Origin of the sequence: Streptomyces sp. NPDC060198, assembly GCF_042728415.1 — a bacterium.
Lineage (GTDB): Bacteria > Actinomycetota > Actinomycetes > Streptomycetales > Streptomycetaceae > Streptomyces.
On record NZ_JBHWZJ010000225.1, the window covers coordinates 1 to 11,638 of the forward strand.

12 protein-coding genes are annotated in these 11,638 nt (G+C 71.6%); 10 read left to right on the plus strand and 2 right to left on the minus strand.

From position 1 onward, the window contains the following. Positions 1–21 precede the first annotated feature (21 nt). The 6 genes from ACFWEP_RS23745 (at position 22) to ACFWEP_RS23770 (ending at position 6,987) form a co-directional block, all read left to right on the plus strand. On the plus strand, positions 22–1,020 hold the full coding sequence (locus ACFWEP_RS23745) for an ABC transporter permease (protein WP_387372664.1): 999 nt from the start codon (positions 22–24) through the stop codon (positions 1,018–1,020). After that, positions 1,017–2,117 (plus strand): ABC transporter ATP-binding protein, encoded by a 1,101-nt coding sequence (locus tag ACFWEP_RS23750; RefSeq protein WP_387372644.1) that lies wholly within the window; start codon positions 1,017–1,019, stop codon positions 2,115–2,117. Before ACFWEP_RS23745 ends, ACFWEP_RS23750 begins: the two co-directional genes overlap by 4 nt. Then, a complete protein-coding gene (locus tag ACFWEP_RS23755) occupies positions 2,114–3,433 on the plus strand; it encodes an ABC transporter ATP-binding protein (RefSeq protein WP_387372646.1) in 1,320 nt (439 codons plus the stop codon). Before ACFWEP_RS23750 ends, ACFWEP_RS23755 begins: the two co-directional genes overlap by 4 nt. A 227-nt stretch (positions 3,434–3,660) precedes the next feature. Further along, positions 3,661–4,332, plus strand: coding sequence for a trimeric intracellular cation channel family protein (locus tag ACFWEP_RS23760; RefSeq protein WP_387372648.1), 672 nt, complete (start codon positions 3,661–3,663; stop codon positions 4,330–4,332). A 72-nt stretch (positions 4,333–4,404) separates the two neighbouring features. Continuing rightward, the gene (locus ACFWEP_RS23765; RefSeq protein WP_387372650.1) at positions 4,405–5,301 is read left to right on the plus strand and encodes a thioesterase family protein; all 897 of its coding nucleotides are present in this window, start codon (positions 4,405–4,407) and stop codon (positions 5,299–5,301) included. Positions 5,302–5,520: 219 nt separating this feature from the next. Then, positions 5,521–6,987: an MFS transporter gene (locus tag ACFWEP_RS23770; RefSeq protein ID WP_387372652.1), complete on the plus strand. Its 1,467-nt coding sequence runs from the start codon at positions 5,521–5,523 to the stop codon at positions 6,985–6,987. A gap of 84 nt (positions 6,988–7,071) precedes the next feature. On the opposite strand, the gene ACFWEP_RS23775 is transcribed toward ACFWEP_RS23770, so the two are convergent. Further along, positions 7,072–7,722 carry a TetR family transcriptional regulator gene (locus ACFWEP_RS23775; protein ID WP_387372654.1) on the minus strand — a complete coding sequence of 217 codons (651 nt, stop codon included), beginning with the start codon at positions 7,720–7,722 and terminating at the stop codon, positions 7,072–7,074. A 174-nt stretch (positions 7,723–7,896) separates the two neighbouring features. On the opposite strand from ACFWEP_RS23775, the gene ACFWEP_RS23780 reads away from it, so the two are divergent. From ACFWEP_RS23780 to ACFWEP_RS23790, 3 genes are all read left to right on the plus strand, one after another. Then, positions 7,897–8,043: a hypothetical protein gene (locus tag ACFWEP_RS23780; RefSeq protein ID WP_387372656.1), complete on the plus strand. Its 147-nt coding sequence runs from the start codon at positions 7,897–7,899 to the stop codon at positions 8,041–8,043. A gap of 133 nt (positions 8,044–8,176) precedes the next feature. After that, positions 8,177–8,518 carry a DUF4190 domain-containing protein gene (locus tag ACFWEP_RS23785; protein ID WP_387372658.1) on the plus strand — a complete coding sequence of 114 codons (342 nt, stop codon included), beginning with the start codon at positions 8,177–8,179 and terminating at the stop codon, positions 8,516–8,518. Positions 8,519–8,531: 13 nt separating this feature from the next. Next, positions 8,532–9,701 carry a cysteine desulfurase family protein gene (locus ACFWEP_RS23790; protein ID WP_387372660.1) on the plus strand — a complete coding sequence of 390 codons (1,170 nt, stop codon included), beginning with the start codon at positions 8,532–8,534 and terminating at the stop codon, positions 9,699–9,701. A 22-nt stretch (positions 9,702–9,723) separates the two neighbouring features. Here the strand turns inward: ACFWEP_RS23790 and ACFWEP_RS23795 are convergent, their stop codons facing one another. Next, a complete protein-coding gene (locus tag ACFWEP_RS23795) occupies positions 9,724–10,410 on the minus strand; it encodes an N-acetylmuramoyl-L-alanine amidase (protein WP_387372662.1) in 687 nt (228 codons plus the stop codon). Between the two features lie 61 nt (positions 10,411–10,471). On the opposite strand from ACFWEP_RS23795, the gene mnmA reads away from it, so the two are divergent. After that, positions 10,472–11,605, plus strand: a complete 1,134-nt coding sequence (gene mnmA / locus ACFWEP_RS23800; protein WP_387372663.1) for a tRNA 2-thiouridine(34) synthase MnmA — start codon at positions 10,472–10,474, stop codon at positions 11,603–11,605. Positions 11,606–11,638: the final 33 nt, after the last annotated feature.

Below are 11,638 nucleotides of genomic sequence, written 5' to 3' on the forward strand. Positions count from 1 at the left end.
GCCCCCGCCGGGCCGAGAGCAGTGCTCACATACCTCATCAGGCGGCTGCTGGCCGCCGCAGTGATGCTGATCGTCATCATCGTGGTGGTCTTCAGCATCTTCTTCCTCATCCCCAAGTGGACGGGTGTCGACCCGGCCACGATGTACGTGGGCAAGACGTCGGACGCCGCGGCCGTCGAAGGCATCCGGCAGAAGCTCCACCTGGCCGAGCCGATCTACGTCCAGGTCTGGGAGTTCTTCAAGGGCATCTTCGTCGGGCGCACATACTCCGGCGGCGGCGACGTCACCGAGTGCGCGGCGCCCTGCTTCGGTTACTCCTTCCGCAACGAGCAGGCCATCTGGCCGGTCATCACCGACCGGCTGCCGGTGACCCTGTCCCTGGCAGCGGGCGCCGCCGTGCTGTGGCTGCTGGCGGGCGTTTCGGCCGGTGTGCTCTCCGCGCTCAAGCGCGGTTCGCTCTGGGACCGTTCGGCCATGGTCGTCGCCCTGTCGGGCGTCTCGCTGCCGATCTTCTTCACCGCCATGCTGTCGCTGGGCATCTTCGACTACGGACTGGGCTGGATCGACTCCGGATTCGTCCCGCTGGAGGAGAGCGTCGGCGGCTGGTTCCAGGGGCTGTTGCTGCCCTGGATCACGCTCGCCTTCCTCTACGCCGCGATGTACGCCCGCATCACCCGGGCCACCATGCTCGAAGTGATGGGCGAGGACTACATCCGCACCGCCCGCGCCAAGGGACTGAGCGAACCGGTCGTCATCGGCAAGCACGCCATGCGCTCCACCATGACGCCCATCCTCACCATGCTCGGCATGGACCTCGGCGCCCTCGTCGGCGGAGCGATCCTCACCGAGACCGCTTTCAGCCTGCCCGGCCTCGGCCAGGCCGTGCTCAAGGCGATCAACGAGCGGGACCTTCCGGTGATCCTCGGCGTCGTACTGATCACCTCCCTCGCGGTGATCGTCGCCAACCTCCTCGTCGATGTCCTGTACGCCGTGATCGACCCCCGAGTGAGGCTGTCATGACCGAGCTGAGCAAGAGCGGGGCTGCCGCGCCGGAGGCAGCCGCCCCCGGCTCGCCCGCACCCGGAGCCTTCCTCGACGTCCGCGACCTGAAGGTGCACTTCCCGACCGACGACGGACTCGTCAAGTCCGTGGACGGACTGAGCTTCACGCTGGAGAAGGGCAAGACCCTCGGCATCGTCGGCGAGTCCGGCTCCGGCAAGTCCGTCACCTCGCTCGGCATCATGGGCCTGCACACCGCCGGTCAGTACGGCAAGCGCAAGGCCCGGCTGTCCGGCGAGATCTGGCTGGACGGCACCGAACTGCTCTCCAGCGACCCGGACGAGGTCCGCAAGCTGCGCGGCCGCAACATGGCGATGATCTTCCAGGACCCGCTCTCCGCGCTGCACCCGTACTTCACGATCGGCAAGCAGATCGTCGAGGCGTACCGGGTCCACCACGACGTGGACAAGAAGACGGCCCGCAAGCGCGCGATCGAGATGCTCGACCGGGTCGGCATCCCTCAGCCGGACAAGCGGGTGGACAGCTACCCGCACGAGTTCTCCGGCGGGATGCGCCAGCGCGCCATGATCGCGATGTCGCTGGTCAACAACCCCGAACTGCTGATCGCGGACGAGCCGACCACCGCCCTGGACGTCACCGTCCAGGCGCAGATCCTCGACCTCATCCGCGACCTGCAGAAGGAGTTCGGCTCCGCCGTCATCGTCATCACGCACGACCTCGGCGTCGTCGCCGAACTCGCCGACGACATCCTCGTCATGTACGGCGGGCGGTGCGTGGAACGCGGACCGGCCGAGAAGGTCTTCTACGAGCCCCGGCACCCCTACACCTGGGGCCTGCTGGGCTCGATGCCGCGCCTGGACCGCGAGCAGACCGACCGCCTGATCCCGGTCAAGGGCTCCCCGCCCTCGCTGATCAACCTGCCGTCCGGATGCGCCTTCAACCCGCGCTGTCCCTACGCGGACGTACCCAAGGACAACGTCACCCGTACCGTGCGGCCCGAGCTGCTGGAGGTGGGGAGCCGGCACTGGTCGGCCTGCCACCTCTCCCCGGAGCAGCGGGAGCGCATCTGGACCGAAGAGATTGCGCCCAAGCTGTGACCGACGACGAAGCAGTGACGAGCCGGCCGAGCGAGCCGGTCCCCCCGCACGCCGAGGGGGCAGCAGCCGGCGGGACGGTGGCGGCCGAGACCGCCCGGGTGCCCGCGCCGCGTACGGGCAAGGGCGTCGCCCAGGGCGAGGTGCTGCTCCGGGTCAAGGGTCTTGAGAAGCACTTCCCGATCAAGAAGGGCCTGTTCCAGCGCACCAGCGGTGCCGTACGGGCCGTCGACGGGATCGACTTCGAGGTGCGCGCGGGCGAGACCCTGGGTGTCGTCGGCGAGTCGGGCTGCGGCAAGTCGACCATGGGGCGGCTGATCACCCGGCTGCTGGAACCCACCGCGGGCACCGTCGAGTTCGAGGGCACCGACATCACGCACCTCGGGGTCGGCCGCATGCGCCCGTTCCGGCGCGACATGCAGATGATCTTCCAGGACCCCTACTCCTCGCTGAACCCCCGCCACACCATCGGCACCATCGTCAGCGCCCCCTTCAAGCTCCAAGACGTCAACCCCGAGGGTGGCGTCAAGAAGGAGGTGCAGCGGCTGCTGGAGGTGGTCGGACTCAACCCCGAGCACTACAACCGCTATCCGCACGAGTTCTCCGGCGGCCAGCGCCAGCGCATCGGCATCGCCCGCGCGCTCGCGCTCAACCCGAAGCTGGTCGTCGCCGACGAGCCCGTCTCCGCGCTGGACGTCTCCATCCAGGCGCAGGTGGTGAACCTGCTCGACGACCTCCAGGACGAGCTGGGGCTCACGTACGTGATCATCGCCCACGACCTGTCGGTGGTCCGGCACGTCTCGGACCGGATCGCGGTGATGTACCTCGGCAAGATCGTGGAGCTCGCCGACCGCGAGTCGCTCTACAAGGCGCCGATGCACCCGTACACCAAGGCGCTGCTCTCCGCGGTGCCGATCCCGGACCCCCGCCGCCGGGGCGCCAAGAGCGAGCGCATCCTGCTCACCGGTGACGTCCCCTCGCCGATCTCGCCGCCCAGCGGCTGCCGCTTCCACACCCGGTGCTGGAAGGCGACGGAGGTCTGCCGTACGCAGGAACCGCCGCTGATCGCGCTGCGGACCGGGCACCAAGTGGCGTGCCACCACCCGGAGAACGCACCGGACCAGGCCCCGGGCGAGGAGGTGCTTCCCCTGGCGCGCGAGGCGATCGTGGCCGCCACGCCGAAGGCCGTCGAGCCCGAGGCGCCGGCCGAGCCCGAGGCGGCCGAAGCAGCGGCCGAGCCGGGAGCTCCGGCGGCGCCCGGGGACACCGGGGACACGGAGAACGGCGCGAAGGGTGAGGGCGTGTCCGGCGGAGCCTGACCGGGTCCGCGGCGTCTGGCACGGTGCATCGCGGTGTTGCCGAAACGCCCGAATCGCTCTGCGATGCGGGCATTCCAGCGCCTTGCGACGCACCGCACCGGACGCCGCGTCCCGGTCGGTCCTGATCCGCCGGACACACCCTGAGGCCTGCATCGACTTCCGGGCCGGGCTCGCGGCCGATCCGGCCCAGAACTCGATACAGGCCTGAGCACCGGCACAATTGGCCGGTGCTCACCGAACTGTTCACTCCCTCCGTCCAGCACGCGCTCGATGTCGTCGGGATCTTCTTCTTCGCGATCTCCGGCGCTCTTCTCGCCGTACGCAAGAACTTCGACGTCTTCGGCATCGCGGTTCTCGCCGAGGTGACCGCGCTGGGCGGAGGGATCTTCCGTGACCTGATCATCGGGGCGGTGCCGCCGGCCGCCTTCGTCGATCTCGGTTACTTCCTCACCCCGCTGATCGCGGCCGCCCTGGTCTTCTACCTGCACCCGCACGTCGAGCGCATCCAGGTCGGCGTCAACGTCTTCGACGCGGCGGGGCTCGGCCTCTTCGCCGTGAGCGGCACGACCAAGGCGTACGACTACGGGCTCGGGCTGACCTCCTCCGTCGCGCTCGGCCTCGCCACGGCGGTGGGCGGCGGGGTGCTGAGGGACGTGCTGGCCAACGAGGTGCCCTCGCTGCTGCGCTGGGACCGGGACCTGTACGCGGTGCCCGCGCTCGTCGGCGCCTCCATGGTCGCGCTCTGCATCCAGTTCGACGCCCTGAACGGCTTGACCACTGCTCTCGCGGTCGTCACGGGGTTCGTCCTGCGGCTGCTGGCGATGCGGTTCCACTGGCGGGCGCCGCGCGCGTACAACCGCCGTTCGGCGAGCGGCGAGGAGGGGGCGGCGGCCACCTGAGGAGGTCGGGCCCGGCCGCTCCCTCGATGAAAAAGCTACCGCTCAGTAGGGTGTCGGTGTAGCGTGCCTGGCATGGCACAGGCAGCAGCGCACCCGGCACCGACCGGGCAGACGACCCCCGGACCCGCGACCCTCGCGCGGGCGGCCGTCGGGGACAGCGAGTTCGACCGGGACACCGCGGTCGTCCGTCGCGAGGAAGGCGTCTACGACGCGGAGCTCTCCGCCGGGTGGACCATCATCCACGCGGTCAACGGCGGCTATCTGCTGGCCCTCATCGGCCGCGCGCTGGGCGATGCGCTGCCGCACCCCGACCCGTTCTCGGTCACCGCGCACTACCTCACCGCCTCCGTACCCGGCCCCGCCGTCATCCGTACCGAGGTCGTCCGCGCCGGGCGCACCCTCTCCACCGGCCAGGCGACCCTCTACCAGTACGCCGAGGACGGCAGCGAGATCGCCCGCATCCGGGTGCTCGCCACCTACGGCGACCTCGACGCCCTGACCGACGAGGTCCGCACCACCGCGCTCCCGCCCGCCATCCCGCCGTACGACCAGTGCCTGGGGGCCGAGTCCGGCGGCGACGTGATCCCCGGCAGCTCCGCCATCACCGAGCGGCTCGACATCCGGCTCGACCCCGCGACGGTCGGCTGGGCGCTGGGCAAGCCGTCCGGCAAGGGCGAGATGCGCGGCTGGTTCGGCCTGGCGGACGGCCGCGACCCGGACCCGCTCTCCGTGCTGCTCACCGTCGACGCGCTGCCGCCGACCTCGTTCGAGCTGGGCCTCAAGGGGTGGACCCCCACCGTCGAACTCACCGTCCACGTCCGTTGCCGCCCGGCCCCCGGCCCGCTGCGCGTCGCCATCACCACCCGCAACCTCGCGGGCGGCCTCCTGGAGGAGGACGCCGAGGTCTGGGACAGCGCGGACCGGCTCGTCGCCCAGTCCCGCCAGCTCGCGCGGGCGCCGCGGGGCTGACCGTGCCGCGCGCGGCCCGCAGCGCCGACCCGACCCGTCCGGTGGACCGCCGGACGGGTCCCGTGCTGTCCGGGGTCTCTTCCGGCCGGACCTGTGCGCGGGGGAGCGGCGCGCGCCGGCGCGGCTCCTGACGTGCTGTTTGCTCCCGGCGGCTCCCGGGTACCCGGACTCAGCGCCGAGCGGCGGTGCAGCGACGCCGCACCCCAGGAGGCAATGCCCATGAGCCACAGCGACGGAACGGGTCTCGGGACCATCACCACCAAGGTCCCCGCCCGTCTGGACCGACTTCCCTGGTCACGATGGCACTGGATGATCGTGATCGGCCTCGGGACGGTCTGGATCCTGGACGGTCTGGAAGTGACCGTCGTCGGGAACATCGCCAGCCGCCTGTCCGAGGACGGCAGCGGACTGCCGATCACCGACGCCCAGGTCACCGGCCTCGCGGCGGCCCTCTACGTCGCCGGAGCCTGCTCGGGCGCCCTCTTCTTCGGCTGGCTCACCGACCGCTTCGGCCGCAAGAAGCTGTTCCTGATCACCCTCGCGGTCTATCTCCTGGCCACCGCGCTGACGGCGCTCTCGTTCTCGGTCTGGTGGTTCTTCCTCTTCCGCTTCTTCACCGGCTTCGGCATCGGCGGCGAGTACGCGGCCATCAACTCCGCGATCGACGAACTGATCCCGAGCAAGTACCGGGGCCGCGTCGACCTGATCATCAACGGCAGTTACTGGCTGGGCGCGATGGGCGGCGCCCTGCTCTCCGTCCTCGCGCTCAACACCGACATCTTCCCGAAGGACATCGGCTGGCGGCTCACCTTCGCCCTCGGCGTGGTCCTCGGCCTGGTCATCCTGCTGGTCCGCCGGCACGTGCCCGAGAGCCCGCGGTGGATGTTCATCCACGGCGACTCCGAAGGCGCGACACGGATCGTCGACGAGGCGGAGGAGGAGATCGAGAAGGAGAAGGGTCGGCCGCTGCCCGAGGCGGAGACCGCGATCACCATCGAACAGCGGCGCAGCATCGGCTTCGTGGAGATCGCCCGCACCCTCTTCCGCGACTACCCGAAGCGGGCGACGCTCGGCTTCTCGCTCTTCATCGGCCAGGCGTTCCTGTACAACGCCATCACCTTCGGGTTCGGCTCGATCCTGGTGAAGTTCTTCGACGTCTCCAGCGGGACGACCGGGTACTTCTTCGCCGTCATCGCCTTCGGCAACTTCCTCGGGCCGCTGCTGCTCGGCCGGCTCTTCGACACCTGGGGCCGCCGCCCCATGATCGCGGGCACCTACATCCTCTCCGGCGCCCTGCTCTTCGGCACTGCGGGGCTGTTCGGCGCCGGGGTGCTCACCGCCACCACCATGACCCTCTGCTGGTGCGTGGTGCTGTTCTTCGCCTCGGCCGGGGCGAGTTCGGCCTATCTGACGGTCAGCGAGATCTTCCCGATGGAGACCCGGGCGATGGCGATCGCCTTCTTCTACGCCATCGGTACGGCGGCCGGCGGCATCTCCGGCCCGCTGATCTTCTCCGGGCTCACCGCGAGCGGAGTCGTGGGCGACGCGGTCATCGCGTTCTGCATCGGGGCCGCGCTGATGGTGGCCGCCGGGCTGGTCGCGGTCTTCTTCGCGGTCCCCGCCGAGCGGAAGTCGCTGGAGGACATCGCCACCCCGCTCTCCGCGCGGGAGGGGGAACAGCCGTAGAGGCCGCCCCGTCGGCCGTTCCCGTTCCCGTCCCCGGCGTCGTGGGGCGGGAGCGGTACTTCGCGGACCCGGCCCGGCCGGTACTCAGCCGCCGCCCACCGGGGGCGTCCGGCCTTCGTCGTCCAGCCAGTGGCGGCGCCCCAGGGTGATCAGGCGCAGGCGGCGCCGCGCCACCCGCACGACCTCCTCCTCGGTGCCGGGAGTCGCGTCCAGGAGCGCGGAGGCGGTGATCACCATGTGGTCGACGTGCAGCCCGCCCAGCATCAGCAGGTCCTCCCGGCTCCAGAGCGCCGACTCCGCTTCCCCGGCCAGCGCGTCGGCCACCTCCGTGACGAACAGGGCGAGTTGCGCCGCTATCGCCGCGCGGACCTCGGCCACCCCGCCGTGCTGCTCCCGGGCGATGAAGCGGAAGTGCGCGGGCCGCGCCGCCACATGGCCCGCGATGGCCGTGACGCTCCGCTCCAGCCGCTCCTCGCTGATCCCCGTCCCGGCGAGGACCTCGCCGATCAGGCCGTGCAGGCTGCCGAGCGTCTGGTCCACCAGGGCCACGCCGAGCGCGGCCGTGTCCTCGAAGTGGCGGTAGAAGGCGGTGGGGGTCACCCCGGCCGCCCGCGTCACCTCGCGCAGGCCGAGGCCGCTCAGGCTCTGGTGCTCCAGGAGCCGGAGGGCGGCGTCCAGCAGGCACTGACGTGTCCTCAACTTCTGGGCCTGACGGGTCCCGGTCGTGTGACTCATGCCATTCAGTAAACAACTGTTCTCCGGTTCGGGGGAGCCCTGGGAGAGGGTGCGCGGGTTTAGACTAGGTAGTCAGTGAACAGTCGTACTCTCACTGGATACGGAAGCCGGCGCCCACGCCGCCGGGGCACGCCCCCGTGGTGTGTACGACTCCGACGATCAGAAAGGCCGCCCATGCTCGCCCTCGTCGCCGCACTGCTCCTGTTCGGGATCGTGCTCGGGACGGTCGCCCACCTCCCGGTCGCGCTGACCCTGGCGTCCGCCGCCCTGATCGGCTGCTGGCTGATCGGCTTCGCGGTCCGTGAGCGCCGGTCCCACTGAGCCGCGGTTCCACTGAGCCGCCGCCGGTCCTGCTGGGCCGCCGCGGTCCACCGAGCTGCCTCCGGTCCCACCGGGCCGCCGCCGCTCGCACCCTTTCGCAGAGATCCCGCCTCCGGCCGAAGGAGCTCGCACCATGGCCCTCTTCCCGCTCGTCGCCCCCGCCCTCCGTCCCGGCCGCCGGGCCGACCGCGGGGCCCGGCCCGCACGGGCCACCGTCACCAAAGAGGCCGTCGACGGGGCGCGTGCCCGTGACGCGGACGGACTCGCCGTCGCCTCGTTCGTCCTCGGCCTGCTGGGCTTGCTTGTGTTCAACCTGCTGTTCGGCCCGGCCGCCGTCGTCATGGCGGTGATCGCGCTCGCCCGGTCCACCGAACGGCGCGGAAGGGCCCTCCTGGGCCTCGCCCTGGGCGTCGCCGACCTGGTCGTCCTCGCCGTAGTGGTCACCGCTCACGGGGTGGTCGCCTGGGGCTCGTAGAATCGGACGCACCATGGCTTACCTCGACCACGCCGCGACCACGCCGATGCTTCCGGAGGCGATCGCGGCGATGACCGCGCAGCTCGCCGCGACCGGTAACGCGTCCTCCCTGCACGCAGCCGGGCGCCGGGCCCGCCGTACCGTCGAGGAGTCCAGAGAGACCCTCGCCGATGCCCTCGGTGCCCGCCCCAGCGAGGTGGTGTTCACCTCGGGCGGCACCGAGGCCGACAACCTCGCCGTGAAGGGCCTGTACTGGGCCCGCCGCGACGCCGACCCCCGCCGCACCCGGGTCCTGGCGAGCCCGGTCGAGCACCACGCGGTGCTGGACGCGGTCGACTGGCTCGCCGAACACGAGGGCGCGACCGTCGAGTACCTCCCCGTCGACCACTACGGCCGGGTGCACCCCGAGGTGCTGCGCGAGGCGATCCTCCGCGACCCCGACGACGTCGCGATGATCACCGTGATGTGGGCCAACAACGAGATCGGCACCGTCATGCCGGTCCGTGAACTCGCCTCCGTCGCAACCGAGTTCGAGATTCCGATGCACGCCGACGCGGTGCAGGCCTTCGGTCAGCTGGAGGTCGGCTTCGCCGACTCCGGGCTCGCCGCGATGACGGTCAGCGCGCACAAGATCGGTGGGCCGTTCGGCATCGGCGCCCTGCTGCTGGGCCGCGCGTACACCCCCGTACCCGTACTGCACGGCGGGGGCCAGGAGCGGCACGTGCGCTCCGGCACCCTGGACGTGCCCGCCGTCGCCGCCTTCGCCGTCGCCGGTGAACACGCCGCCCGTCACCGCGAGGAGTTCGCCCGCCGCGTCGGAGGGCTCCGCGACGATCTGGTCGCCGCCGTCCTGGAGGCCGTCCCGGACGCGGTGCTCGGCGGCGACCCCGCCCCCGGCGGCCGGCTCCCGGCCAACGCCCACTTCAGCTTCCCCGGCTGCGAGGGCGACTCGCTCCTGCTGCTGCTGGACGCCCAGGGCATCGAATGCTCCACCGGCTCCGCCTGCACCGCCGGGATCGCCCAGCCCAGCCACGTGCTGCTGGCCACCGGCACCGACCCCGACCTGGCGCGCGGCACCCTGCGCTTCTCGCTCGGCCACACCTCCACCGCCGAGGACGTCGCCGCCGTGGCCCGCGCCATCGGCCCCGCCGTCGAACGCGCCCGGACCGCCGGACTCAGCTGACGGACCACCCGGCCCCGGGCGCTCAGGCCGGGCGTCCCGAGGCCGCCCGCCGTACCAGTTCGATGTACCGGTCCCAGTCCCAGTGCGGTCCGGGGTCGGTGTGGTCCGTCCCCGGCACCTCCACGTGCCCGACGACGTGCTCCCGGTCGACGGGAATGGCGTACCGCCCGCAGACCGAGGCCGTCAGCCGTGCGGAGGATGCGTACATCGCGGCGGTGAAGTCCTGCGGCCGGTCCACGAACCCCTCGTGCTCGATGCCGACGCTCCGCTCGTTGTACGCGCGGTTGCCCGCGTGGTACGCCACGTCCAGCTCCCGGATCATCTGCGTCACCGACCCGTCCTTGCCCACGACGTAGTGCGCGGCGGCCTGGTGCGCGGGGTCCTGGAAGACGCGTACCGCGCTCGCCAGACTGCCCTGCGTGACATGGACGACCACCCGGTCTATCGCGAAGTCGTCGGGGCGGTCCGCGCGCCGCCAGTTCGCCCCGGAGGCCGCCGTCCAGTGGGCCCCGGCGTAGTCCAGCTCGCCGGGGGTGCGCGGCTTCTCCACGCCCGGCAGCCGCCACCACGCGTGTTTCAGCTCGTCCCGCGCCAGGGCGGCGGCCGTGACCGCCGCCGCCATGGCCGAGCCGCCGATCAGCAGGGTGCGCCGGCTCACACCGTCCGCGGTCCCGTCCCGGCCGGACGGACCGCCTCCCGTGGTTCCCATGACAGCTGGAACGCATATCCGCGGGCGATCGGTTCCCGGAGCCCCGTACTCTGGACGGGCTATGACTCAGACTTCCCAGCGCCCCCTGCGCGTGCTCGCCGCCATGTCCGGTGGAGTCGACTCCGCCGTCGCCGCCGCGCGCGCCGCCGAGGCGGGGCACGACGTGACCGGTGTGCACCTCGCCCTCTCCGCGAACCCGCAGTCGTTCCGTACTGGAGCGCGCGGCTGTTGCACCATCGAGGACTCCCGGGACGCCCGCCGCGCGGCGGACGTCATCGGCATCCCGTTCTACGTCTGGGACCTGGCGGAACGCTTCCGCGAGGACGTCGTGGAGGACTTCGTCGCGGAGTACGAGGCCGGGCGCACGCCCAACCCCTGCCTGCGCTGCAACGAGAAGATCAAGTTCGCGGCGCTGCTCGACAAGGCGCTCGCCCTGGGCTTCGACGCCGTGTGCACCGGCCACTACGCCACCGTCGTACTGAACGACGACGGCAGCCGCGAACTGCACCGCGCCTCGGACATGGCCAAGGACCAGAGCTACGTCCTCGGGGTGCTGGACGAGAAGCAGCTCGCCCACGCGATGTTCCCGCTCGGCGACACCCTCACCACCAAGGAGGAGATCCGCGCCGAGGCCGAGGCGCGCGGACTGGCCGTCGCCAAGAAGCCCGACAGCCACGACATCTGCTTCATCGCGGACGGCGACACCCAGGGCTTCCTGGCGAGCCGGCTCGGCGGCAAGGCGGAGGGCGACATCGTCGACGAGGCGGGCGCCAAGCTCGGCACCCACGACGGGGCTTTCGGGTTCACCATCGGACAGCGCAAGGGCCTGCGCATCGGCCACCCGGCCGCCGACGGGAAGCCCCGCTACGTCCTGGACATCTCCCCGGTGAACAACACCGTCACGGTCGGCCCGGTGGAGGCCCTCGACGTCACCGCGCTCACCGCGATCAAGCCGCGCTGGTGCGGCACCGCCCCGGCGGGCCCCGGCACGTACACCGCGCAGCTGCGCGCCCACGGGGGCGAGAGCGAGGTCACCGCCGAGCTGACCGACGGCACCCTGCACGTCTCCTTCGCCGAGCCGGTGCGCGGGATCGCCCCCGGCCAGGCGGTCGTGCTCTACGACGGCACCCGGGTCGTCGGGTCCGCGACCATCGCGACCACCGTCCGGCGCGAGACGGCCCCGGCTTCCTCCTGAACGCGGAGGAGCCCCGTGACCGGCCCGCCCGGC

Coding starts and splice junctions, on each gene's coding strand:
- ACFWEP_RS23750 (WP_387372644.1), top strand. CDS start 1,017: ATGACCGAGCTGAGCAAGAGCGGGGCTGCCGCGCCGGAGGCAGCCGCC.
- ACFWEP_RS23765 (WP_387372650.1), top strand. CDS start 4,405: ATGGCACAGGCAGCAGCGCACCCGGCACCGACCGGGCAGACGACCCCC.
- ACFWEP_RS23770 (WP_387372652.1), top strand. CDS start 5,521: ATGAGCCACAGCGACGGAACGGGTCTCGGGACCATCACCACCAAGGTC.
- ACFWEP_RS23775 (WP_387372654.1), bottom strand. CDS start 7,722: ATGAGTCACACGACCGGGACCCGTCAGGCCCAGAAGTTGAGGACACGT.
- ACFWEP_RS23780 (WP_387372656.1), top strand. CDS start 7,897: ATGCTCGCCCTCGTCGCCGCACTGCTCCTGTTCGGGATCGTGCTCGGG.
- ACFWEP_RS23785 (WP_387372658.1), top strand. CDS start 8,177: ATGGCCCTCTTCCCGCTCGTCGCCCCCGCCCTCCGTCCCGGCCGCCGG.
- ACFWEP_RS23790 (WP_387372660.1), top strand. CDS start 8,532: ATGGCTTACCTCGACCACGCCGCGACCACGCCGATGCTTCCGGAGGCG.
- ACFWEP_RS23795 (WP_387372662.1), bottom strand. CDS start 10,410: ATGGGAACCACGGGAGGCGGTCCGTCCGGCCGGGACGGGACCGCGGAC.
- mnmA (WP_387372663.1), top strand. CDS start 10,472: ATGACTCAGACTTCCCAGCGCCCCCTGCGCGTGCTCGCCGCCATGTCC.